The sequence below is a fragment of the Corynebacterium aquatimens genome (assembly GCF_030408395.1).
GTDB classification, from domain to species: domain Bacteria; phylum Actinomycetota; class Actinomycetes; order Mycobacteriales; family Mycobacteriaceae; genus Corynebacterium; species Corynebacterium aquatimens.
Window position 1 is genome coordinate 987,978 of record NZ_CP046980.1, and the last position, 24,080, is coordinate 1,012,057.

Genomic DNA, 24,080 nt, shown 5'->3' on the forward strand with positions numbered 1-24,080 from the left:
CTTTCACCCCACCCACCCTATGCCACGCCTTCCGCCGGGCCGCGTGAAGACCCAAACACATACCCATGCTTGGCGCGGCCGACGCACGCCATGACGTAGTCTGTGCGACGTGGATATTTTGATGGGACTGTCGGAGCTTGAACGCGCAACGCTAACCACTGTTGCTCCCGGGGCTACCCGGGCTCCTTCGGCTCCTGGCCCCGTTGTCACCATCGGCGTGTTCGACGGCGTCCACTTGGGCCACCAGCTGCTGATCACGCACGCGGTGGACGTGGCACGTGAGAACCAGGTCCCGTCCGTGGTGATGACGTTTGACCCGCACCCAGTGGCCGTGTTCGCCCCAGAGTTGACCCCGCCCACGCTTCTTCCGCTGGCAGAACGCGCCCGGATCATTGAAGCCCTGGGTGTGGATTACATGCTGGTCATCGACTTCACCAAAGAACTGGCGGGGGAGAGCCCCGAGGAGTATTTCCGTTCCGTGATCGTGGACAAACTGGGTGCCTCCCGCGTTGTGGTGGGGGAGAACTTCACCTTCGGCGCCGGCGCGCGCGGCACCGCGGCGACGATGGTGGAACTGGGCAAAGCCTACGGCGTGGACGTTGACGTGGTGCAGCTTCTCCACAGCGGCAGCGAGCGAATTTGCTCCACGGCCATCCGCGACGCGTTGAATGAGGGCGACCTGGGCACCGCCTCCGGATTTCTAGGCCGCACGTTTTCCATCACCGCGCCCGTGGAGCGTGGCGCTGGCCGCGGCGGGCGTGAACTGGGCTATCCCACCGCCAACCAGTATGTCCCTGACACTGGTGCCACTCCCGCCGACGGCGTCTACGCCGGCTGGTTCACTGTCGTTGCCGGGAGCGAGGATGAAGCGCCGATCGATGGTGACATGGAAATCGGCGTGGCCTACCCGGCCGCGATATCCGTGGGCACAAACCCCACCTTCGGCGATTCCCGCCGCAGCATCGAATCCTTCGTTCTCGACCGCGATGCGGACCTCTACGGCCGCATGGCCAAAGTCGAATTCGTTGCCAAGGTGCGCGACATGGTGAAGTTCAACTCCGTCGACGAGCTACTGGAAAACATGGCCCGCGACGTGGCGACTGTGCGCTCGATCCTGAACGTCGATTAGCGCCGCACCTTAAGTTTTGTGCCGCCGCCTTTCTACGCGGGCGGCCACGTGCGTACGCTGGCAGTCATGTCTGCTGCATCGCATCCCACAAAAATGATCCTGGACCTTGACACTGGCATTGATGACGCGCTGGCTCTTGCCTACGCATTGGGCTCTGAGGAAGTAGAGCTCATCGGCGTGACCGGCACGTACGGCAACGTCACGGTGGACACCGGCGTGCGCAATACGCTGGCGATCCTGGAGCTGTTCGGCCGCACCGATGTTCCTGTCTTTGCTGGTCCAGACCACGCTCGTGTCAAGGACTCCTTCGAGGTTTTGGAAATCTCTGAGTTCATCCACGGCCACAACGGCATCGGCGAGGCAGTACTACCGGATCCGCAGCGTGCTGTGGAAAAGACGTCTGCTGTGGACTTCCTCGTGGACTCGGTGAACACGTACGGCGATGACCTGGTCATCGTACCGACCGGCCCGTCGACGACGATTGCCGCCGCTATTGATTCCAGCGAGGACTTCGCGGACAACGCCCACATCGTGATGATGGGCGGTGCGCTGACCGTGCCCGGTAACGTCAGCCCGTGGGCGGAGGCCAACGTCAACCAGGACCCGGAGGCCACCGACCTTTTGTTCCGCCGGGCCAAAGACGTCACCATGATCGGCCTCGACGTGACCTTGCAAACGCTGCTCACCTACGAAGAGACCGCCAAGTGGGAAGCGCTGGGCACGCCGCAAGGGGACTTCTTGGCCACCGCGACGAATTACTACATCAAGGCCTATGACACCACGGCACCGCACCTTGGCGGCTGCGGATTGCACGACCCTCTCGCGGTTGGCGTCGCAATCGACCCGACGCTGGTCACCACGATCCCGATCAACATGAAGGTAGATACAGACGGTGCCACCCGCGGCCGTACGATCGGTGATGAAACCCGCCTCAACGATGGTGTGAAAACCGCCCGCGTCGCCGTCGGCGTGGACACCGCCCGCTTCCTCAGCGAGTTCATGCGCCGCATTACGGACCTGGCGGCCTAAACCCGCACCCTAAGTCTGCAGGCTAACCCTGCAGGCTAACCTGCACGTGTAACCCGGCACCGCGATTAGCACTTCCGGTCTGCCATGCGTTAAAGTATCCATTCGGCCGTTTTGGTAACCATGACTGTGGTCCGCAGCAGTCACCGGCGGCTATCCGAAGATTGCGGACTGAAATACACAAGGACATTCGAAGGAGAATGACGCATGGCTGCTTTGACCACTGAGAAGAAGACCGAGATCCTCAAGGAGTACGGCCTCCACGAGACTGACACCGGTTCCCCGGAGGCACAGGTTGCGCTGCTTACCGCGCGCATCAACAACCTGACCGAGCACCTGAAGTACCACAAGCACGATCACCACTCCCGTCGTGGTCTGCTTCTGCTCGTCGGTCGTCGCCGCGGTCTTTTGAAGTACCTGCGCGAGAACAACGTTGAGCGTTACCGTGACCTCATCTCTCGCCTGGGGCTGCGCCGCTAAGCGCTTGACTTCCGCCGCATCTTTGCGGCAACTTCGTTGAACCCCTCGGGTCTGTTCTTGAGTCCGAGGGGTTCAATCTCTTCAGCACCCGTCGCGGGGACATGCGAATTGCTTACGAATCTCGACGGCTGCGTGACCCCATAATGGGGTATCCATTCGATATTCTTCCTGGTTAACGAGAGAAATAGAGTTCGTATTGCGTCTGGGGGTGGGACTTGCTGGCTGTTCTTGGCTAGCATCAAAGTCAGTGGTGCCGTCCTCGCCGGAACTATCCGGGGACAACGTTTAGCCCAGATCCCGTCGAGCTGCTGGCCGGCGGGATCACTCATTGGCCTGCCTGGCTTAATCAATTAATCGAATCAGGGAAATGTTTTCCAAGTACTTGCGGGTTAATAGACAAAAAGTGTGTCTGGTCGGCGTGTCGCCGGTGGGGCACGCTTTTTGTTATTTGAGGGGTCCTTTTCTGATTCCTACTGAGTGTTCGTAGTCGGTTGGGATAGCGTTGTCGTAGAAGGCTGGTCGGCCTGTTTGATGGTCGGATTCGTTTCGGTCTTTAGTGACGAGATCGGGAACTTTGGCGAGTTGATCTTGTCCGAACCTGCACTGCCTGGCGATCTGTAATGGGGCGTCAGGCAGTTGCGTTTTCGAGTGCAGGTACCATTCGAGCATTTTGCGTTGCCGCTCTCCTGATCTGCCGCGGTGGGCGTCAGCGATGCGTTTGAGTTGGGCGTTGATCCCGCCTTCAAGACTGTTGGTGGTTGCTGCCCACCGGTCGGGTTCGAGTGCGTCTGTCGGGGGTTGGAGGTAGGTGAACAGCCAGTTGTTGCGTGAAAGGTGCACAAGCGAGTTGTAAGCCCTACGCACACGGATATGGGTCCATTCCCATTGGTGGTTGAGGGTGCGGCGCTCTTTGGGTAGGAGTGTTTTCTCGTTGAGGAAGGCCTTGTAGACCACTGCGAAGTCGTGTAGACGCAGCGTCCATTCCCGGGCTTGGTCCACGGTGGTGATCGTGGTCAGTTTCAGCGCTAGTGCATAGATGGCCTTGCCGGCATCGGTGCGGGGGCGTGTTGTGGTGTAGCGGCGGACAACGCGTTGGGCATGGACGAGACAGCGCTGGATCAGCGTGTTGGGCCAGCAGGCTTTGATGGCGGATAAGGCGCCTTGGCCGCCGTCGAGGACGACGCATAACGGTGCGGCGATGCCGCTTAGTAGTTGAGTGTAGGCGTGGGCTGATTCGCTTTTAGCCCAGTGCCAGGCGATGACGTGGTCGCGGCTTGCGGCAACCAGCAGGCAGCCAGCGTCGGTGTAGGTGCCGTCGATGAAAATCTGGTCGTAGACCCGGTGTGGGTCTGGGGTGTTGGGAACATCGATGAGCCAAAACGGGGCGAACCGGCGGTCGAGCGTGCGGCGGGAGACGTTCAAGGTACCAGCTACGTCGTTAAGTGACGCTGTGCCAGTGACGTAGGCGTGAAACGCTGTGAAGTCCCGAGCTTGGGTTTGGTCGGTGCGGTGGCGTATGAAGGTGGCTCCGCAGTCTTTGCACCGCCACCTAGTGGAGCCTTTGGGAGTGGGACCGTTTTTCTTTGTTTCCCCATGACATGAGGGGCATCGTGGTCTGTTTGGTGTCACCGGGAAAGCACACCAACACCCCGCTAGCACATGAAGGTGCCATTCCGGTGGATTGAACGAAAAACGAGCCAGAATAAGGCGAAAAACCCTATTCGAGCCCGATTTATGCAGCCTGATCAGCAGATATACCGGAAATCAGACACACATTTTGTCACTTAACCCGTACTTGCTGAAGTAAAGCCGTGTCCTGTCATAATGAGTTTCGGAGCGTCGGAATGTCATTGCTGAAAGATCCGGTAGCCACAACAGGTGTTCGTCTTGAGGCGAAACGTGAAGAAGCTGTGTGTGGCGGGAAAGATCGTTGTTAGATCGCAAGTTTTTCACGAGTCGCCGATCTGCATCATTCTCAGCATGTGTTTGGCTTTTTAACTTGACAAACGGTGGGGAACCTTTCCTTGGGTGGGCAGATCCGCTGGTAGATGGTAGAGTTTCATAGTTGTTGCAGGTTGAAACACGCAACGCGAAAAGAAGAAGACGAATTCCGGCGGCACCGATGATCGCCGAAGACACCCCTATCGAAAGGGAAACCTTGAGTAACCGCACGCGGAGGAGCTCGTCGAGCTCCCGCACAGCAAAAAACCGTAAGTCGGAGAAGAAAGCACCGGCTTTCACCCCGAAGAACTCCTTTGACGTCATCGTCGATGAGGATTACGGGATCACCGAAGCTATCGCCACCTTGGATAACGGCGACTTTGGTACACGCACCATTCGTTTTGAGACCGGGCAGCTTGCGCGCCAGGCTGACGGTTCGGTGACCACCTACCTAGACGATGACACGATGCTGCTGTCCACGGTGACCGCATCCAACCAGCCGCGCGAGGGCTTCGATTTCTTCCCGCTCACGGTTGATGTTGAAGAGCGCATGTACGCCGCGGGCCGCATCCCTGGCTCCTTCTTCCGCCGCGAGGGCCGCCCGACCACCGAGGCGATCTTGGCCTGCCGCCTGATTGACCGTCCGCTGCGCCCGACGTTTGTGAAGGGCCTGCGCAACGAGGTCCAAGTTGTCATCACCGTGATGAGCATGAACCCGGAAGAGTACTACGACGTCGTTGCTATCAACGGTGCGTCGGCCGCGACGCAGCTGTCCGGCCTGCCGGTATCCGGCGCCGTCGGTGGCGTGCGCATGGCGTTTGTTTCGGACGAGGATCACCCGCAGGGTGCATGGATTGCATTCCCGAACCACTCACAGCACGAGAACTGCCTGTTCGAGATGGTCGTCGCCGGCCGCATCGTGGAACGGGGCAATGGCCGCTCCAAGGAAGAAGACGTCGCCATCATGATGGTGGAGGCAGGCGCAGGCGCTAACGTCGTCAAGCTCATTGAAGCTGGCGCTCCCGCACCGACGGAAGCTACCGTGGCCGAGGGCTTGGAGGCTGCGAAGCCGTACATCAAGACCTTGTGCGAAGCTCAGCGCGGCCTGGCTGAGAAGGCAGCGAAGGAAACCCAGGAGTTCCCGCTGTTCCCGGCGTATTCCGACGAGGTCTACGATGCCGTGGAGAAGAAGGCGTCGAAGAAGCTCTCCAAGCTCATGACGATCGCCTCCAAGCAGGAGCGCGAAGAGGCAACCAACGCCCACATGGAAGAGGTTGAGGAGCAGCTCGCAGAGACCTTCGCTGGCGAGGACGCAGGCAAGGAAATCCGTGCGGCCTACAACGCTGTTCAGAAGGCCATCGTGCGCAACAAGATTCTCACCGAGGGCTTTCGTATCGACGGCCGTGGGGTCACCGACATCCGTGACCTCGAGGTTGAGGTGGAGCTCATTCCGCGCGCACACGGTTCGTCCCTGTTTGAGCGTGGCGAGACCCAGATCCTTGGCGTGACCACCTTGGACATGCTGAAGATGGAGCAGCAGCTGGACTCCCTCAACCCGGAGACGTCCAAGCACTACATCCACCACTACAACTTCCCGCCGTACTCGACGGGTGAGACCGGCCGTGTCGGTTCCCCGAAGCGCCGCGAGATCGGTCACGGAGCGTTGGCTGAGCGCGCGCTGGTTCCGGTCATTCCGTCGAAGGAAGACTTCCCGTACACCATCCGCCAGGTCTCTGAGGCGCTGGGTTCGAACGGTTCGACCTCTATGGGCTCCGTCTGCGCCTCCACGTTGTCGCTGTACAACGCGGGTGTTCCGCTGGCTGCGCCGGTTGCTGGTATCGCCATGGGCCTGGTTTCCGGTGACGTTGACGGTGAGACCACTTACGTTGCGCTGACTGACATCCTCGGCGCTGAGGATGCATTCGGCGACATGGACTTCAAGGTCGCGGGTACTTCCGAGTTCATCACTGCTTTGCAGTTAGACACCAAGCTCGACGGCATCCCGTCTGACGTTTTGGCATCCGCCCTGAACCAGGCGAAGGACGCCCGCGCCACCATCCTGGAGACGATGGCTGAGGTCATCGAAGGCCCGGATGAGATGAACGCGCTGGCTCCGAAGATCACCACCGTCAAGGTGCCTGTGTCCAAGATCGGTGAGGTTATTGGTCCGAAGGGCAAGACCATCAACGACATCACGGAAGAAACCGGTGCGGACGTCACCATCGAAGACGATGGAACCGTCTACGTTGCCGCCGCTACCGGTGAGGCCGCTGACGCCGCGATTGATCGCATCAACTCGATTGCCAACCCGCAGCTGCCGAAGGTCGGCGAGCGCTACCTCGGCACCGTGGTCAAGACCGTCGCCTTCGGCGCGTTCGTGTCGCTGACCCCGGGCCGCGACGGACTCGTCCACATCTCCAAGCTCGGCGGCGACAAGCGCGTTGAGAACGTCGAGGACGTAGTCAACGTCGGCGACAAGATCGAGGTGGAGATCGCGGACATCGACAACCGCGGCAAGATCTCGCTCGTCCCGGTCGAGGAGGACTAGGCACCCGCTTATCGACGCTCTTCAGCCCCCACCATTTAAACCGGCTCATTCCGTAACAAATGGTAGGGGGCTGTTACGCTACTAGTTATGGGAGCGCAGCGGGAGTCGGAGATGGATCACTGGAATCCACGTGTGTGGCACCGGCGAGTGTCACGGCCAGTGGTGGTGTGGATGGGTGTCTTTATCGCTGTCGGTCTCGTCCATACTCTGGTCCCGGAACCGCGGTGGCTGCTCATACACATTTTCACGCTCGGTGTGTTGACCAACTCCGTTGTCGTCTGGTCCCAGAACCTCACCGAACGATTCCTGCAGAACAAGCTCCCTAACTCTGCGCGGCCCGCGCAGTTGTGGCGCACGCGCATGCTCAATGTGGGCGTAGTTCTCCTCTTGGCAGGGCAACTCGCAGCTGGGTGGGGGCCGCATTGGGTGGTTACTTGGTCCGGTGTTTCGCTGGTTATCGCCGCAGTCGGCTGGCACGGTGCCGCAATCGCGCACCAGCTCCTGCAAACGGAGAAGACAAAGCGGTTTCGGCCAGTAGTCGCCGGCTATGTGGCTTCTGCTGTGTCGCTTGTCGTGGGCGCGTGCTTCGGCGCCGCGCTCGCGCTCGATCTCCCAGGGGTGTGGCAGCAGCGGGTGCTTCTTGCCCACGTGTTCACTAACGTCGGCGGTTTCGTCGGTTTAGCGGCCATGGCTTCCCTCACGATTCTGTTCCCGGCAATGTGGCGGTTAAAGGGAATTCTTGCGCATCCGGTCGGGTTGCTGTGGACCCTCGCTGCTGGAATCAGTATCGCCGTCTGTGGGGCACTCGCCGGATCGAACGGCATTGCCTGCTGCGGCGTACTCGTTTACGCGGCGGCATGGGTGTACGCGCTACAGCAGTGGCTGGCAGGAGTACTGTCAATCGTCCGGGACCCACAGGGGCGGTTCACTTATTACAGCCTGTCCGCGTTGTGCGCGGTTGCGTGGCTCGTCGGATCGTTGGTGTGGATGGGCGTGAGTCTCGCGTCGTCCCTCCGCGGCCCTCTTTTGCTCGCGCCGCCAACCCTGCCGCTGCTCGTCGGCTTCGCCGCTCAGCTTCTAATCGGCACCATGAGCTACCTCATGCCCACAACCATCGGCGGGGGACCCGCTGCTGTTCGTGCAGGTCTTGCGGAACTTGGCCGAGCTGGAGTGTTGCGCGTAGCGGTGTTCAACGTCGCGCTCGTTGGATGGCTGGCGGCGCCGCACGCGATCGCCCGAATCGTCTTCAGTTTGATCGTCTTTCTGTGCCTTGCCGCGTTCATCCCGCTTATGAGGCGCGGGGTGAGAGCACAACGCAATGTGATCACTGCTGCGGGAGCTGCCCGCTAGTCGTGACGGTGACATCGAAAAGCATGCCCTGGGCCTTGTGGCCCGCCATCGTGCACCAGCCCTGCGTCGAATCCGCGAACGTACCGAAGTCGTAAAGCACGGTCTTTCCGGGATCGATCGGACCAGAGTAGGCAGACCCGATCTTGAGGTCGTGGCGGCGATCATCGTTGTTAGTAATCCGCAGGACGACCGGCGTGGCCGGATCCACCTCGACGCGGTCCGGCGAGTAGTGCATCCCTTCGATGGTGATGTCCGCGACAACTGGGGTTGTCGGCCGACTGGGCTGTCGGCCTTGACTTATCGCCGTTGCTGCGCCAACAACCAATACAAACAACAAGACGACGACCCACGCCACTGCATTAGCTCGTCGGGATACCGCTGTCCTTTGTCCGGCACCTGTGGGGGAGAGGGGGAGATTCATGGGTTTGTCTCCTTAGACGAAGAGCGAATTAATGGGAGGAGGATAAAGAGCTGCCAGAGCACAGCGATCGCTATCGCTCCCCCTCCAACGATCGGCGATATCAGCAAAGCAACGAGTCCGCCTGCGTTCACCATGGCAAGGCGGGGCAGAAAAGCGCGGTTGAGGCGCCCCCTGAGGGAAGCCTTCCCCGTAAGGACAGGCAGTAGGTGGCAAAGTGCCCCAGTGATCAGCTGGAGGAGTCCCGCACCCACCACCGCGACTATGAAACTTGTGCTCATCGAGCCAGGCCCGTAGCCGGTGACGAGTGAGATTGCGTCGCCCGCGAAGGCTCCAAGCAACCAAAGCATGCCTCCCGAGACGAAGGCAGGTGCAGCGCCAAGAGGTTTATGGGCTTGAGCAAGTTCGGCGAGAGTGGGCTGCACGATGCTAACGGATGCCGCTACGCCTACCATCATTATCCCGCCCGCCACGCGGTAGTGCCCTGAAGCCAACATGATGGCTGCTAGAGTCACTGCTGCTGCGTGGGCAACTAGCATTTCTGGGCACCGGTCGCGGGCGACGAACGAAACGCGCGCTCCGGTTACGGTTGGCAGGAATGTCACTACTGTGGAGAGCACGGTCAGCCACGCAAAGCCCCATACCGCCGTGCGTGAGTGAGCAGCAATGACGTTCATGAAGCTTCCGCTATAAGGTGCGTACATTGCCAAAGCTATGGCGAAAACGATAAGCAAGAACGATAGAACGTAACCCCATGCAGTAGCAGCCAACTGACTGATGAAGGCTCGCCGAACTACTGCGGCCAAGCTCAACGCATTCCACAGCATGAGAGTCGCCACACACAACGCGGCAAAAGCGCTGGCGGAGTTCCACTCTGGTTGGAGCATCAGGACTAAGAGTGAACCATGGAGAATGACAAGTATTGTGATTAACCTGCGGTAGCCGATGCTTGGAGCGCGGGTGAGCGTCAGCGTGAAATGCCAGGAATACGCGACTACCGCCGTCATGAGAGCGCCCACAGTGAACGCATGGATCCGGTTCCAGCGGGGTACGCCGATGCCCCACAATGTCAGTGCGTTCAACACAACACCTAGAAGTATCCAACCGGCAACGACAGCACCGACTGTCTTATTCCATCGACGCTGAAGTTCTCGCTGTTCCTCCAGTGTGCTATTTAACACGGAGTTTATCGTACTATTAGAAGTGTGCATTCTCCACTACTCGCCAACATGGAAGTGAACTCGGAGCGTGGGGATCTGAAGGAGGGTCTTTGTCAATGGCACGTGAAGTTCACACGGACCAAGTGGTTCAGCCCATTCGGGACACAAAGGGAAAGAAAGGCGTGCCACCAGCACCTGTCTCTGACTTGATGGAAATAGCAGCGGGGGCGAGTGCCAAGCAGCGCGCTGTCGTGGACGCCATTCAGGCTTTGGGCGGGACGGCGAAGGTGGCCGACATCGCCCGCTATCTCGACTCTCATCCAAACACGGTTCGTGGACATCTCGACGAATTGACGGAGTTGGGGCTCATTGGTGCGGAGCCTGAACCATCTCAGGGACGTGGGCGTCCGTCGCTCGTGTACTTTGTGCGTGCACCGCGTGAATCGGATGTGACGTCGGCGTACGTCGATCTCGTGGAGATGCTCGCAGGAGTACTCGCTCAAAGCGGAGCTGATGATCCGTCAGACTTAGGTCGCAGATGGGCCATTTCGCGGTCGAGCGCCAAAAGTGCGGGAATCAACGGGCTTCTCGACGAACTACGAGTACTCGGATTCGATCCGTACGTGCGCGCTAGCGGGGCTTTAGGATTGAGGGCTTGCCCGTTTGTCCGGGCAGGCGGGAAGCCCCCGGTGCCCTTTATATGCCGGCTGCACGCAGGTTATTTGAGCGAGTTTGGCGTTTCAAGCGAACTTGAACTGGTTCCCTTCGACCTGCAGGGGGAGTGTGGAGTAAAATTTGGCTCCCAGCATCCATTCACTGAACACCCAGACGACCCGGCGGCGATTGCAATCGGCGCCTTGAAAGAGTGACCGTGGACATCATTCGAGGATTACAAAACCCGCGCACGACCGAGGAGCGGCATGGGCCGCGCCCTGAAGTAAAGGTCCTCGGCAAGTTCGCGGGGGCGAACGTAGTGCGAATCGCTTTCGCGGCAGGCGAAGTCTTTCCGGCGCACCAAGCGGCGCGTCCTATCATTGTGATGGGACAGACCGGCCGCGTCCGATTCACCGCTGAGGGCGAAACGGTCGTGTTAGAGCCTGGAACCGCGGTTCACGTAGAGGCTAACGTGCCGCATGACCTCGCTACCGATGAGGACTCTACGGTCACACTTTTCGTTTTGACCGACCCGTCCTATCCGCCGATTCCGAGCGAGTAGCCCTACACATCGACAACCGCGGCAAGATCTCCCTCGTCCCCGTCGGTTTAGCGCCGGAGGTCCACCGCGATACGGGGCGGGTTGGTCAGCCGGAGGACCTGGAAGTCATAGCGCTGGTCGGTCTCGATGACGAACTCGGTTTCGTCATCGGCCACCCCGCCACCGAAGACATCGGTGACTACACCGGCGCTTACGCCGTAGGACCCACCGTCACCGTAGACCGTCGAAAAGTCCCGGGATGTGCCCACGACGGTGATTTCAAGGTTGTCGGTTGCGGTGTAGTGAATCCGAAACCCTGGGGTTCCCGTACCTTCGAACTCGAATGCGACGCGGTCGAAGCCTTCGTCGGGGTGGCTGCCGGCGCGTACGTCGACGGTGCGCAACCGGGCATCAGCTGATGCGGGGAACTCGGCAGCGTGGCTGCCGTACGGAACAAGAATTTCAACGGTGGGCTCACCGTCATCACCGGAATCGGTTTCCTCCTCTTCATCGGCGTCAACGTGTTCTTCTTCGGACGGTTCGGCCTCCGTGGTGACAGTGATGGTTTCCGGGGCCGCCACAGTTGAACTGGTCGTGGGCGCGTCGGCGTTGGTGGCCCCACCGTTATCCTTGTTGATTAACCCGGCAGCGTAGAAACCAATGGGTACACCAAGCCCGATGATGGCCACGGGCACAAGCGACCAGGTCAGCCACTTGGTGCGCGACTCGCCGGTGGCATATGTCGGCGGTGCGGTCGGCGGCGCGGTAGGTGGAATGTATGACTGGTCCAGATAGCCCGTCCGATAATCCTCCCGATACTCCTGCTGCGGCTGCCAATACTGGGTTGGCTGGGCCGGTGGGAGCACCTGGCGCGGTTTCTGCTGGGGGGAGTACTGCACCGGCGGCATAGCGTCGGTGGATGGATGCGACTGTGATGAACCTGCCGCGGCCATTTTCGACGTGTGAGCCGCCTCCGACGCATCGCTAGGGTTTGTGTCTGGTTCTACGTCAGGTTTTCGAGGGCTCCGGGGTCTATCACCATTGGTCACGAGTTCTACCTACTTTTGAATATCCACGACCAGGCGAGTCGGGTTTTCCAGCACCATAACCTTGTAGGGGCGCGTGGAATCCACGCCGATGAAGTACTGGCCGTCGGCTTCGAAGGTTCCGCCGCCGACAACGCTGGTGATGCTGCCGCTGGTTAGACCCCAGTCCTTCTTCATTCCGTACTTAGCGTCCATGCTCATGTCCAGGGACGTTCCGTGGATCATGAGTTCCAGCGCCGCGCTGCCGGGGACTTCAACAGGGTAGCCCGAAGCCTGCTGCAGGGGCTGGTCGGTGTAGCCAGCGTGGAACTCGGGTGTGCCGGTGCCTTCGAACTCGAAGACGACGCGGTCGTAGCCGGCGTGCGATCCGACGCGGATGTCGGTCGTGCGCAGCTGCGCGAGCGGGCCTCCAAAGACTTCGGTGGGTTCTGCGCTAAACCCGTTCAGCTTCTGCGTGCTGTCGGTGGACGCGGCTTTTTGCTCCGGGGTTTTGGTCACGGTTGTAGTCTCAGTTTCGGCTGAGGGGGACGCAACCGTCGTGGTGCTCGGGTTTGACTCCGTGTCACCGGCGGACCCGCACGCGGTCACTCCAGTCGCCACCGCGACGACAGCCGCCGCGCCCAGTGTTGCAATTGTTAACCTACGTGATGGATGTTTCATAAGGTTTATCGTAACGGGTGTCGTCGATAAGCTAGTGCTCCCGCGTGGGGCCGTGTCGCGCGACGCGGCTAAGGTGTTGTGGTGAAGAAGCTGTAGAGCGAAAGGACGCATGAAACCATGTCGATCAAAGTGGGTGTAGTTGGAGCGCGCGGCCGGGTGGGCACCGCCGTTGTTGCTGGCGTGAACGCGGCGGAGGACTTGGAGCTCGTCGCTGAAGTAGACATGGGCGACACGCTGCAGTTGCTTGTCGACGGTGGGGCGCAGGTGATCGTCGATTTCACCACGCCGTCCGCAGTGATGGACACCTTAGAATTCTGCATTAACAACGGCATCCACGCGGTGGTGGGCACCACCGGTTTTGATGATCAGCGATACGCGCAGGTGCGCTCCTGGCTTGACGAAGCCAATGCCGGTGCGGATACGCCGGTTGGTGTGCTCATCGCGCCGAACTTTGCGATCTCCGCTGTACTCGCCATGGCGTTCGCGCGCCAGGCCGCACCGTTCTTTGAATCCGCTGAAGTGGTGGAATACCACCACCCGAACAAGTTGGATGCACCAAGTGGCACTGCGATCAAGACGGCGCAGGGCATCGCGGAAGCTCGTCGTGAAGCGAATATGGGCGCGATCCCGGACGCGACGGAGCAAACACTGGAGGGCGCACGCGGCGCCGACGTTGATGGCGTCAAAGTCCACGCCGTACGCATGACCGGAATGGTGGCGCACGAAGAAATCGTGTTTGGTACCCAAGACCAGTCGCTGACCATCCGCCAGGACTCCTACGGCCGAGACTCCTTCGTCCCCGGCGTCCTCACCGGCGTCCGCGGTGTCGCCGACCACCCGGGCTTGACCATCGGACTGGATTCCTACCTGGGGTTGTAGGGCCCTGACGGGCCCTACAACGATGGGCACGACGGGCCCTACAACGATCGGAGACTGCTATGACGCAACAGAAGGAACTTGATGTCCAACTGATCGCGGCGACATCGTTTGAACCGCCGGTGGACGTGGACTGGGAACAAGACGCGAACGCGACTGACGCAGAAGCGCTCGTCGAATTTGCAGGTAGGGCCTGCTACGAGACGTTCTCGAAGCCCAACCCGCACACCGCGGCCAATGAAGCCTACGTTCACCACATTCTGGAGGTCGGGCACGACGCGCTGCTGGAGCACGCAACGGCGACGCTGTACATCCGCGGTTTGTCGCGGGCAGCGGGAAACGAGCTTCTGCGCCATCGTCATCTGTCCTTTAGCCAACTCTCCCAACGGTTTGTCCCAGCCGGAGAGACCGATGTGGTTCTTCCTGCGGAAGTGCGCGGGGATGAGGATTTGGAGCGCCTCTTCCTGCACGCGGTGGATGAATCCAGGTTTGTCTACGAAGAGCTGCTGACAGCACTCGAGGGGAACTTGGACAACGAGCCCAACCCACTGTTGCGGAAGAAAAAGGCCCGCCAAGCAGCACGCGCAATTTTGCCGAACGCGACTGAGACACGCTTTGTGGTCACGGGCAACTACCGTGCGTGGCGTGGATTCATCGCCGCGCGTGCCAGCGAACACGCTGATGTGGAAATCCGCACGCTAGCCATCACCGTACTGGAGATTCTGTCGCGGCAAGCGCCCGCGCTTTTTGATGACTTTTTGATCTCCACCCTGGCTGACGGGACGAAGATGGCGACGAGTCCGTACGCAATCTAGCCAAATCTGTTCACGATCTCACCGATTCTGTTAAGTGGTGCGCTTGCGGCGTGAGATGCTGCTGTAACCTTGATCCCCATGGGAACAAGTCTGAAGGTTAATACTGGCGCTGAGCATTTTGGCACCGTTGGCGTAGCCATGGTGACACCATTTGATGCGCAGGGGAAGCTCGACCTTGCCGCTGGTCGTCGACTTGCTGCCTACCTTGTGGATAACGGCGTGGACGCCTTGATCCTGGCTGGCACCACCGGTGAATCCCCGACGACCACGGATGAGGAAAAGATTGAGCTTCTCCGCGCGGTGCGTGAAGAAGTGGGGGACCGCGCGAAGCTGGTTGCTGGCGCCGGGTCCAACAACACCCACCACGCTGTGGAGCTGGCCAAGGCATCCGCGGCGGCCGGTGCAGACGCCCTTTTGACGGTGACGCCGTACTACTCCAAGCCGAACCAAGCAGGCCTGTTGGCGCACTTCACTGCCGTGGCACAAGCCACTGATCTCCCGGTGTGCTTGTACGACATTCCGCCGCGTTCTGTTGTCCCCATTGCGGGTGAGACAATTCGTGAGCTTGCTAAGATTCCCAACGTCCTGGGCGTGAAAGATGCCAAGGCCGACATGCTGGAAGCCGCACCGATTATTAATGACACGGGGTTGGCCTGGTACTCTGGCGACGACGCACTGAACGTGCCATGGCTCTCTTTGGGTGCCACGGGGGTTATCTCTGTGGTTGGCCACGCGGCGCCCGCGCTGCTGCGAGAGCTGGTAACAAGCTTCGAGGAAGGCGACCTCGCCCGTGCACGGGAAATCAACGCCACCACCATCGACGTGCTTGCTGCACAGCAGGCAATCCTTGGTGGAGTGACATTTTCAAAAGCCGCTCTGCGTCTGCAGGGCATTGAGGTCGGCGACCCACGTCTGCCCATCGCTCCTGCGAGCGAGCAGCAGGTGGCGTCGTTGCGCCTTGACATGGAAAAAGCTGGAGTCCTTTAAAGATGAACGAACCCCGCAATCAATCCCGCAAAGCAACGCGAAAGGCGGGACCACCCGAGGCGGGCGAACAACCGGTGTTCAAGGTAGCCAACAACCCTTACAGCACCGGCAACCAAGAACGTAGAGAACCGCGCAATAGCCGCAACAACCGCGCCCAGGACAACAACGCCGGTGCGCAGTCCGACAACGGAAACAACGCCCAGGGCAACAACGCCCAGGGCGGTAACGGCGGCAACAACAACGGCAACGGCAACAACAACGGCGGCGGCAAGAACGGCCGCAACCGTAGCCGTGGGCGTGGCCGGGGGCGTGGGGGAGACCGCCACAACCCGATGAAGTCGATGCAGGGTGCGGATCTGACTAAGCGTTTGCCGGAGCCGCAGAAGGCTCAGTCCAATGCGTTGCGTATCTATGCGTTGGGCGGGATTTCGGAGATCGGTCGTAATATGACGGTCTTCGAGTACAACGACCGCTTGCTGATCGTGGACTGTGGTGTGCTGTTCCCGACTTCCGATGAGCCGGGCGTGGACCTGATTCTGCCGGACTTCGGGCCGATTGAGAACAAGCTGGATAAGGTCGAGGCCCTCGTCGTCACGCACGGCCACGAAGACCACATTGGCGCGATCCCGTGGCTGCTGAAGCTGCGAGCTGATATTCCGATCTACTCGGCGCGATTTACTAACGCTTTGATCCACGCGAAGACGCGTGAGCACCGTCAGCGCCCGAAGCTGCATGAGGTCAATGAGAAGTCGAACGTGACGCTTGGCCCATTCAACCTGCGCTTCTGGCGCGTGGGCCACTCTATTCCGGACTGCCTGGGTGTGATGATCAAGACCGGCGCTGGCACCGTGTGCATGACCGGTGACATCAAGCTGGATATGACGCCGTATGATAACAAGCCGACGGACCTGCCGGCGCTGGCACGCTTCGGTGATGAGGGTATTGACCTCTTCTTGTGTGATTCGACGAACGCGACGATCCCGGGAATTTCCTCCTCGGAGGCCGGTATTGAAGAAACGCTTATCCGGATTGTTCAAGGTGCGAAGCAGCGTGTGATCTTGGCGTCGTTCGCGTCAAACGTTTCCCGCGTGCAGATGGCGGTCAATGCGGCTGTGGCCTCAGGCCGCAAGGTTGCGTTCAATGGTCGTTCCATGATCCGCAACATGGAGATCGCGGAGAAGATGAGCCTGCTGAAGGCGCCGCGTGGCACGATCATCCCGATTGAAGAGGCCGCGAAGATGGCCCCGCACCGCGTGTTGCTGATCACCACGGGTACTCAAGGTGAGCCAATGGCGGCCTTGTCGCGTATGTCGCGCCGTGAGCACCGCCAGATCACGGTCCGCGATGGTGACATGATCATCCTGTCGTCCTCGCTCATTCCGGGTAATGAGGAAGCGGTCTTCGCCGTGATCAACAACCTGGCTCAGATTGGTGCGGAGGTCATCACCAGCGATGACGCGCACGTGCACGCCTCTGGCCACGGTTACGCCGGCGAGTTATTGTTCCTCTACAACATCGCACGTCCCAAGAACGCGATGCCGGTGCACGGCGAGTGGCGTCACCTCCGCGCGAACAAGGAGCTGGCGATCTCCACGGGCGTGAAGCCGGAGAACACCGTGCTGGCGCAGAACGGCGTTGTGGTGGACATGATTGACGGTCGCATTAAGGTCGCTGGCCAGTACCAGGTGGGTAACCTCTACGTCGACGGCACCACGATGGGTGACGTTGACATGGACGTGCTCGCTGACCGCACGAACCTCGCCGCCGGCGGTGTCATCTCCATTACCTGCGTGATCGACGACCGCACGGGCAGCCTTTTGGACAAGCCCACGGTGTCTACCACGGGTCTGGTGGAAGATGACCGCGGTGTCATCCCGATCATCGTGGAGCTGGTGGAGAACACAATGTTCGATCTGGCAGCTGAGGGTGAGAATGACCCGTACCGCATGGTGCAGCAGCTCCGCCGCCGTATCTCCCGCACGATTGAGCAGAACTACAAGCGTGAGCCTGTGATCTTGCCAACGGTCGTTCCGATGAACTCCGAAGAGTTCACTCCGATCTCGGATGAGCAAGTTCAGGCTTCCCGCGAGTCGCTCTAAGCCACGCGTGTAGCGCAGGCGCAAGCCTGCTGGCAAGCGCCCGCTTGTCAGCCACACCATAAGCCCCGGCCAACTAGGCTGGGGCCTATGTCATTTCAGCAGAAAGAACGCGAAAAGCTTGCCCAGTTGATGCTCGAGGTTGGTCCGGATGCCCCCACGCTGTGTAAGGGTTGGACCACCAAGGATTTGGCCGTCCACCTGTTTATCCGGGAAAACCGTACTCACCTCGCGGGTGGTTACATGGTTCCGGCTCTGAAGCCGATCACCGAGTCTGCGGAGGAGAAGGAGAAGGCCCGGCCGTATGAGGAGATTGTGAAGCAGTGGGCTGCGGGGCCGCCGTTGCACATCAAGCCGCTGGATAAATTCATGAATATCTCTGAGAACTTCATCCACCATGAGGACGTGCGTCGCGGTGAGCTCGCTGGCTTATCGACGGAGGAGGTTAAGGACCGCGTCGAACCCCGCGAGTTCAGTGACGTTGTGGACAAGAAGTTGATGAGCGCCGCCGCAATGATGGGCAAACTCGCCCTGACAAGCGTGGATGTGCCCGTGATCCTTACCCCGCCGAACCTGCCACCGGTGACCTTGGGCGGTAAGCGCGGAGTGGCGGAAAAGGGCGACCGGGTCGTCCGCGTCAAGGGCGAGCCCGGCGAGCTGCTGCTCTGGGTCACCGGCCGCGACGCAGTGAAGGTGGAGATCGAAGGCAACGCTGGCGACATCGCCAAGGTCAAGCGCGCTGTGTAACCTCCACCCTGCGCGGTAGCGCGCCGCGGGGCTTTACTCACGTCTACCGGTGTGGCGTGAGTTGTTTGTGTGACTTGGGATACTAGAGTTGTGGCCATGTCTGTCACCAGTTCACCGCGTCGTGGGCGCGCAAGCCACACGAGTTCTGATCGTCCGTCTTCGCGCCCACGCGGCCGCGACGCCGGATACTCTCACGGTGGTGGGGGATACTCTTACGGCTACGATCAGCGCGCGCAACGGACATCGACGTCGTCAACAACCTTGGCTGCTGATACCGCGAATGAGCGGATTGGTTCCCCACTTCGCGTTGTCGGCGGTGCCGTTGGCGGCGCGATGGGCTCCGCCGCACGCGGTATGACTGGGGCGTTCAAAGCGGTCGGCAGTCGCGCACGCGCGGGAAGCGCCAACGATGATGCGTCGGACGGTGCAGCAACCACCAAAATTCAGACAGTTAGCCGCCGTGAGCGTGAGCAGGAGAGGGAGGAGCGCGACGTGAATGAACCTAAAAGTACGCGACGCGGCAGGAACGCGGCTAGCGCTGATACCCCCGCGCCGAAGCGCCGCCGCGCCGATGCCTCCCAGTATGAAGAGGTGCCGGAGGATACCAACGGCTACGACGAGTACGTCGATTACCAGGACGGGCAGCAGCGCAGCCTCCTTGGCGTCGACGCGCTTGGGCTGTTGCTGATTGGTGTCGCCGCGGTGCTCGGTGCCTCCGTGTGGTTTGACGTCGCCGGTCCAATCGGCGCCGCCATTGCGTACGGCACCCACTGGATTATTGGTGCCGGCGCATTCATTCTGCCTATCGCTCTGGTGGGCATCGCGGTCGCGCTCATGCTCCGCGCTGGTGAGAACCCCACCCGCCGCGCGCACAGCGGGGTCGGCCTGACAGTGATTGCCATCTGCATGCTCGCGATGATCCACATCCTCGCTGGCAACCCCGATAACTGGGAGGGCCGCCGCATTGCCGGTGGTGCGATCGGCGCGCTCATCGGCGGTGGTCTGTCCGCTGGTTTCTCCCCGTACGTTGCGTTGCCGCTTCTAGTCCTCGTGATTGTCTACGGCGCGCTGCTTGCCACGGGCGTGACGGTCCGCGAGTCCTTCGAGTACCTGCGCGATGGAGTTCGTTCCATTATGGATAGCGCCCACACCCCTGACCCCGAAGACGCGGAAGAGGGCTCCGAGGACCCGTACGACTACGTCGAAGATGACCTCGATGACATCGCTGAAGGCCGCGAGCGCCCCGCCCGCCAGCAAAGCCAAGGCGTCCTCAAGCCACAGCGCCGCCGCACCCCGATGGACAATTACCCCACGGACCAAAGCGATGCGCCGCTTGACGACGACACCTTCGGCGCATACGAAACCAACTTCGACGAACCCGCCTACGACGAGCCCGCCTACGACGAAACTGACTACACCGCCCAGGCCCCGCAACAGACTCTCTTTGACGCGGCTGAAGACGAAGAACGGATGCACACGCCTGCGCGTAAACGCCCGTCGCGTGCAGCAAGGTCAACTCCGGCACGGTCAGTTCCCGCGCCTTCCCCGGTTCAGTCGCAACAGGGTGATCCGGAGCCAACTCTCGATGCAGAGCCGGTTGATGAGGATCTGGCGAAGTCCGATGACACCGTGGTGCTGTCGCGTGAAGCAATGCGTAAGGCTATCTCCGCGCGCAATGGCCGCAATGATATCGACGCCGCAGAAGTAGGACGCACCGAACAAAAACCTGCATCCCGCGCGAGCGCTCCAGCGCCAGCCGCGACCCCAGCACCTGCAGCAGCGCCTGCACCGGCACGGGCTTCGGTACCAGAACCGGCACCGGCACGGAAAGAGCCGAAACCGCGGGTGCCGGAGACCACGTCAAACTTCAAGGTGCCGTCGACTGATCTGCTCATTGCGGGTAAGGCGGCGAAGACGCGCACTGAGGCCAATGACCGCATGATCAAGGCGATCACGCATGTCTTCGAGGAATTCAATGTGGACGCGACGGTCACGGGGTTCTCCCGCGGTCCGACAGTCACGCGTTATGAGGTCGAGCTTGGCCCAGGCGTGAAGGTGTCTAAGATCACCAACCTGCAATCGAACCTCGCCTATGCAGTGGCCACCGACAACGTACGTCTGCTGACCCCAATCCCGGGTAAGTCCGCCGTGGGTATTGAGGTCCCGAATGCGGACCGTGAGATGGTTCGCCTGCGCGATGTGTTGGAGGCGCCGAACGTTCAAGCCGACCATGACCCGATGCTGATTGGTCTGGGTAAGAACATTGAGGGTGACTTCGTGTCTGCCAGTGTTCAGAAGATGCCGCACCTGCTGGTGGCCGGTTCGACCGGTTCCGGTAAGTCGGCGTTTGTGAACTCCATGCTGGTCTCGCTGCTTACCCGCGCCACGCCTGAGGAAGTGCGTTTGATCCTGGTCGACCCGAAGATGGTCGAGCTGACCCCGTACGAGGGCATCCCGCACCTGATCACGCCGATCATTACGCAGCCAAAAAAGGCCGCCGCGGCGCTCCAGTGGTTGGTCGAGGAGATGGAACAGCGCTACATGGACATGAAGTCCGCGCGCGTGCGCCACATCAAGGACTACAACCGTAAGGTGCGCGACGGTGAGTACACCGCCCCGCCGGGATCGCAGCGTGAGGTCCGCCCGTACCCGTTCATTGTCTGTGTCGTTGATGAGCTCGCCGATTTGATGATGACGGCGCCAAAGGAAATCGAGGAGTCGATCGTCCGCATCACCCAAAAGGCGCGTGCTGCGGGTATCCACCTCGTTTTGGCAACGCAGCGCCCGAGTGTGGATGTTGTCACCGGTCTGATCAAGACCAACGTTCCGTCCCGCCTTGCGTTCGCAACGTCCTCGCTGACAGACTCCCGCGTGATCTTGGACCAGGCCGGTGCGGAGAAGCTCATTGGTATGGGCGATGGTCTCTTCATTCCGCAGGGTGCCGGTAAGCCACAGCGTCTCCAAGGCGCGTTCGTCTCTGACGATGAGGTCACCGCTGTCGTCGAAGCGGTGAAGGCCCAGGGTGAACCCCAGTACACCGAAGGTGTCACGGAGGAGAAGCAGAGCGAGCAGAAGGTTATCGACGAAGAGATTGGCAAGGACATGGACGACCTCCTCGAGGCCGTCGAGCTCGTTGTCACGTCCCAGCTCGGCTCCACGTCGATGTTGCAGCGCAAACTCCGCATCGGTTTTGCCAAGGCTGGTCGCCTGATGGATCTCATGGAGACCCGCGGTGTGGTGGGACCATCTGAAGGTTCCAAGGCCCGCGAAGTGCTGGTCAAGCCTGAAGAACTGGACTCGATCCTGTGGATGATCAAGGGCGGTGACCCTGCCGATGCACCCGAAGGCGCTCTCAGCGACCAGGAGGCCGACGCAGACGCCCCCAGCGCCGGGCCAGCCGCAGAGCCTGAATCAGGCGCCGGCGCGAAAACGGTGAAGGCTACCTACAACCCAACCGGCGGCGCGTTCTAATCACGGTCCAGCCCGCCCCGGCGCGCGAAGCAACATTTCGCCACGGGCGTGCCGAGGGTGCGATGGGTCCGCGCAACGGGTAGTGTTACCGGACGTTGGAGGGGAGTACCCCGCAAGCGCCCATGATCGTCAACACGGTACCGGCGAAACCATGAAGTGGACTTCGCCGTCCCGGTCAGGGCGGCCCGCTGTAGTTGGTGGGGGAGACCTCCGGTCCGTTTATTATCTAACGGGTGCGTTGGCCGTGCCCGCCCGACCGGAGGTTGCACTTAATGCATGTTCCTTTGTCGATATGGCTGATCACGTCAGCTGTGATTCTCGGCTTCTTCATTTTTGATTTCGTTTCCCACGTTCGCACGCCGCACGAGCCGTCCATGAAGGAATCCGGCGGCTGGGCGCTGTTCTACATGACCATGGCGGCGATTTTTGGTGGTCTTGTCTGGTGGATGTGGGACGGTGAGCACGCGCTGCAGTTCTTCACCGGTTACATCACTGAGTTGTCGTTGTCCGTGGATAACTTGTTTGTGTTCGCGCTGATTATGGGATCATTCAAGATTCCGCGCGCCTACCAGCAAAAGGTGTTGCTCATCGGCATCGTGATGGCGCTTGTGTTCCGCCTGATCTTCATCCTGGTTGGCGCAGTGGTCATTTCGGCCTGGGCGTGGGTCTTCTACATCTTCGCTGCGTTCCTGATTTACACCGCGGTCAAGTTGCTTTACGACGAAGCGACGGACCAGCCTGAGACCGATCCAAACGACATGTTCGTGGTGAAGACACTGCGCAAGGCCATTCCGGTGACGAAATCCTACCACGGCGACCGGTTGTTCTCTAAGACCGAGTTGGGCAAGACCGCCGTCACCCCGCTGTTCGTGGCGCTGCTTGCCATCGGCTTCATCGACGTAATGTTTGCCTTTGACTCCATTCCGGCCATCTTCGGTATCACCACGGAGCCGTTCCTGGTGTTCACCGCGAACGCGTTCGCACTGCTCGGACTGCGCCAACTGTTCTTCTTGCTTAACGGGCTTTTGGACAAGCTCGTGTACCTGCCGTACGGCTTGGCCATCATCCTTGGGTTCATCGGTGTGAAGCTGCTTTTGCACGCTCTGCATGAGAACAACCTGCCGTTCATCAATGGCGGTGAGGGCATGGAGGTCCCGGAGATCGGCACCGTTGTATCACTCGGTGTGATCGTCGGCGTGCTGGTGATCACGGCTGTTGCGTCGCTAATGAAAGAACGCGCGGACGTCAAGGCTGGCCGCAAAGATCCAGACGGACCGAAGTTCCACGTTGATTATGATGACCACGGCAATCGCCGCAAGGTGGCGCCTGACGGCACTCACCTTGAGTGGATCGATGACCCGGCGACGTCCGGTAAGGGAGACCACACAGCAACCGGTTCCCGCGAGACCGATCACCTAGACGTAGCGCGGAAAGGTAAAGCCTAGCTTTCTTGCTGCTGCCTAGGTGTAGCGCCAACCGCTACAGTGGGTGCATGACCGAAATGATCAGTCAGAGGGAGCTGCGCAATGATAGTGGCCGCGTCATGCGTGAGCTCGACGCGGGCCGCAGCTTCATCGTTACTAGGAATTCGCAACCGGTGGGGGAGTTGCGGCCACTACGTCGGGCACGATTTGCGCGTAAAGACGATCTGATTGAGGCATTGCGGGGGCTTCCAGTTGTTGATTACGAGGAATTTCGCGCAGACGTAGACGCACATGTGGATCAAGGAATTTCTCATCCCAAAGACTTTCGGGGCCTTGACAAGCTTATTCAAGTGGTCGAGGTTTAAGGGATTTCCCTAATGTGTAGGGAAGCTTAATCCCGCTCGAAAGTGTTGAGCACCGCGTTCCATGGCCTGATGGACCAAGACTCCAGCGCCTCGGCGTGGCGGTAGGGATCGCCTTCGAGGGCAGCGTCGACGTCGGGGGCGGAGCTGCCGTCGGGCAGACGGAAGAGGATCATGGACTGGTTGTCGCAGTCGGAGAAGGGGCCGGCTGCGATGACGGTGCCTTCGTCCATGAGCCCGGAGATGAACTCCCGGTGCGCGGGGCGCGTGGCCATCACTAGATCCAGATCGGCGCTGTAGGTGTAGGTAACAACGAAGTAGTTCATGGTTCCCAGTCTAGGACTGCCAC

General features: G+C 60.4%; 21 protein-coding genes. 15 read left to right on the forward strand and 6 right to left on the reverse strand.

Annotation, left to right across the window (positions count from 1 at the left end):
* Nucleotides 1-109 precede the first annotated feature (109 nt).
* From CAQUA_RS04495 to rpsO, 3 genes are all read left to right on the forward strand, one after another.
* On the forward strand, nt 110-1,129 hold the full coding sequence (locus CAQUA_RS04495; protein WP_290178792.1) for a bifunctional riboflavin kinase/FAD synthetase: 1,020 nt from the start codon (nt 110-112) through the stop codon (nt 1,127-1,129).
* 66 nt (nt 1,130-1,195) lie between these two features.
* Nucleotides 1,196-2,158, forward strand: a complete 963-nt coding sequence (locus CAQUA_RS04500; RefSeq protein ID WP_196824323.1) for a nucleoside hydrolase — start codon at nt 1,196-1,198, stop codon at nt 2,156-2,158.
* Between the two features lie 204 nt (nt 2,159-2,362).
* Nucleotides 2,363-2,635: a 30S ribosomal protein S15 gene (gene rpsO / locus CAQUA_RS04505; protein ID WP_196824322.1), complete on the forward strand. Its 273-nt coding sequence runs from the start codon at nt 2,363-2,365 to the stop codon at nt 2,633-2,635.
* A gap of 444 nt (nt 2,636-3,079) precedes the next feature.
* Here the strand turns inward: rpsO and CAQUA_RS04510 are convergent, their stop codons facing one another.
* The gene (locus CAQUA_RS04510) at nt 3,080-4,264 is read right to left on the reverse strand and encodes an IS1249 family transposase (RefSeq protein WP_196824321.1); all 1,185 of its coding nucleotides are present in this window, start codon (nt 4,262-4,264) and stop codon (nt 3,080-3,082) included.
* A 529-nt stretch (nt 4,265-4,793) separates the two neighbouring features.
* Here CAQUA_RS04510 and CAQUA_RS04515 point away from each other — a divergent pair.
* Entirely contained in the window at nt 4,794-7,124 is a 2,331-nt protein-coding gene (locus tag CAQUA_RS04515; protein ID WP_231375415.1) for a polyribonucleotide nucleotidyltransferase, read from the forward strand.
* 171 nt (nt 7,125-7,295) lie between these two features.
* Nucleotides 7,296-8,474 (forward strand): copper oxidase, encoded by a 1,179-nt coding sequence (locus CAQUA_RS04520; protein WP_196824320.1) that lies wholly within the window; start codon nt 7,296-7,298, stop codon nt 8,472-8,474.
* Here the strand turns inward: CAQUA_RS04520 and CAQUA_RS04525 are convergent.
* Together CAQUA_RS04525 and CAQUA_RS04530 are read right to left on the reverse strand one after the other, a co-directional pair.
* Complete coding sequence (locus CAQUA_RS04525) at nt 8,449-8,895, reverse strand: cupredoxin domain-containing protein (RefSeq protein WP_196824319.1); 447 nt, start codon at nt 8,893-8,895, stop codon at nt 8,449-8,451. The two genes, CAQUA_RS04520 and CAQUA_RS04525, sit on opposite strands and share 26 nt — an antisense overlap.
* Entirely contained in the window at nt 8,892-10,073 is a 1,182-nt protein-coding gene (locus tag CAQUA_RS04530; RefSeq protein WP_196824318.1) for a hypothetical protein, read from the reverse strand. The genes CAQUA_RS04525 and CAQUA_RS04530 overlap by 4 nt, the downstream gene beginning before the upstream one ends.
* A gap of 95 nt (nt 10,074-10,168) precedes the next feature.
* On the opposite strand from CAQUA_RS04530, the gene CAQUA_RS04535 reads away from it, so the two are divergent.
* On the forward strand, nt 10,169-10,921 hold the full coding sequence (locus CAQUA_RS04535; RefSeq protein ID WP_196824317.1) for a helix-turn-helix transcriptional regulator: 753 nt from the start codon (nt 10,169-10,171) through the stop codon (nt 10,919-10,921).
* A 2-nt stretch (nt 10,922-10,923) separates the two neighbouring features.
* On the forward strand, nt 10,924-11,268 hold the full coding sequence (locus tag CAQUA_RS04540) for a cupin domain-containing protein (protein ID WP_196824316.1): 345 nt from the start codon (nt 10,924-10,926) through the stop codon (nt 11,266-11,268).
* A gap of 47 nt (nt 11,269-11,315) precedes the next feature.
* On the opposite strand, the gene CAQUA_RS04545 is transcribed toward CAQUA_RS04540, so the two are convergent.
* Both CAQUA_RS04545 and CAQUA_RS04550 read right to left on the reverse strand, forming a co-directional pair.
* Nucleotides 11,316-12,155 carry an AMIN-like domain-containing (lipo)protein gene (locus CAQUA_RS04545; RefSeq protein ID WP_196824315.1) on the reverse strand — a complete coding sequence of 280 codons (840 nt, stop codon included), beginning with the start codon at nt 12,153-12,155 and terminating at the stop codon, nt 11,316-11,318.
* A gap of 150 nt (nt 12,156-12,305) precedes the next feature.
* The gene (locus CAQUA_RS04550) at nt 12,306-12,953 is read right to left on the reverse strand and encodes an AMIN-like domain-containing (lipo)protein (RefSeq protein WP_196824314.1); all 648 of its coding nucleotides are present in this window, start codon (nt 12,951-12,953) and stop codon (nt 12,306-12,308) included.
* Nucleotides 12,954-13,070: 117 nt separating this feature from the next.
* Here CAQUA_RS04550 and dapB point away from each other — a divergent pair, with 117 nt between their 5' ends.
* The 8 genes from dapB (at nt 13,071) to CAQUA_RS04590 (ending at nt 23,734) form a co-directional block, all read left to right on the forward strand.
* Nucleotides 13,071-13,832 carry a 4-hydroxy-tetrahydrodipicolinate reductase gene (gene dapB / locus CAQUA_RS04555; RefSeq protein ID WP_196824313.1) on the forward strand — a complete coding sequence of 254 codons (762 nt, stop codon included), beginning with the start codon at nt 13,071-13,073 and terminating at the stop codon, nt 13,830-13,832.
* 59 nt (nt 13,833-13,891) lie between these two features.
* On the forward strand, nt 13,892-14,644 hold the full coding sequence (gene thyX / locus CAQUA_RS04560; RefSeq protein WP_196824312.1) for an FAD-dependent thymidylate synthase: 753 nt from the start codon (nt 13,892-13,894) through the stop codon (nt 14,642-14,644).
* A gap of 78 nt (nt 14,645-14,722) precedes the next feature.
* Nucleotides 14,723-15,631 carry a 4-hydroxy-tetrahydrodipicolinate synthase gene (dapA, locus tag CAQUA_RS04565; RefSeq protein WP_196824311.1) on the forward strand — a complete coding sequence of 303 codons (909 nt, stop codon included), beginning with the start codon at nt 14,723-14,725 and terminating at the stop codon, nt 15,629-15,631.
* Nucleotides 15,632-15,633: 2 nt separating this feature from the next.
* The gene (locus tag CAQUA_RS04570) at nt 15,634-17,730 is read left to right on the forward strand and encodes a ribonuclease J (protein WP_269208574.1); all 2,097 of its coding nucleotides are present in this window, start codon (nt 15,634-15,636) and stop codon (nt 17,728-17,730) included.
* 87 nt (nt 17,731-17,817) lie between these two features.
* Entirely contained in the window at nt 17,818-18,474 is a 657-nt protein-coding gene (locus CAQUA_RS04575; protein WP_196824310.1) for a TIGR03085 family metal-binding protein, read from the forward strand.
* Nucleotides 18,475-18,570: 96 nt separating this feature from the next.
* Nucleotides 18,571-21,945: an FtsK/SpoIIIE family DNA translocase gene (locus CAQUA_RS04580; protein WP_196824309.1), complete on the forward strand. Its 3,375-nt coding sequence runs from the start codon at nt 18,571-18,573 to the stop codon at nt 21,943-21,945.
* A gap of 272 nt (nt 21,946-22,217) precedes the next feature.
* The gene (locus tag CAQUA_RS04585) at nt 22,218-23,390 is read left to right on the forward strand and encodes a TerC family protein (protein ID WP_196824308.1); all 1,173 of its coding nucleotides are present in this window, start codon (nt 22,218-22,220) and stop codon (nt 23,388-23,390) included.
* Nucleotides 23,391-23,437: 47 nt separating this feature from the next.
* Nucleotides 23,438-23,734, forward strand: coding sequence for a type II toxin-antitoxin system Phd/YefM family antitoxin (locus CAQUA_RS04590; RefSeq protein ID WP_196824307.1), 297 nt, complete (start codon nt 23,438-23,440; stop codon nt 23,732-23,734).
* A 26-nt stretch (nt 23,735-23,760) separates the two neighbouring features.
* Here the strand turns inward: CAQUA_RS04590 and CAQUA_RS04595 are convergent, their stop codons facing one another.
* The gene (locus tag CAQUA_RS04595) at nt 23,761-24,057 is read right to left on the reverse strand and encodes a YciI family protein (RefSeq protein WP_196824306.1); all 297 of its coding nucleotides are present in this window, start codon (nt 24,055-24,057) and stop codon (nt 23,761-23,763) included.
* Nucleotides 24,058-24,080 lie beyond the last annotated feature (23 nt).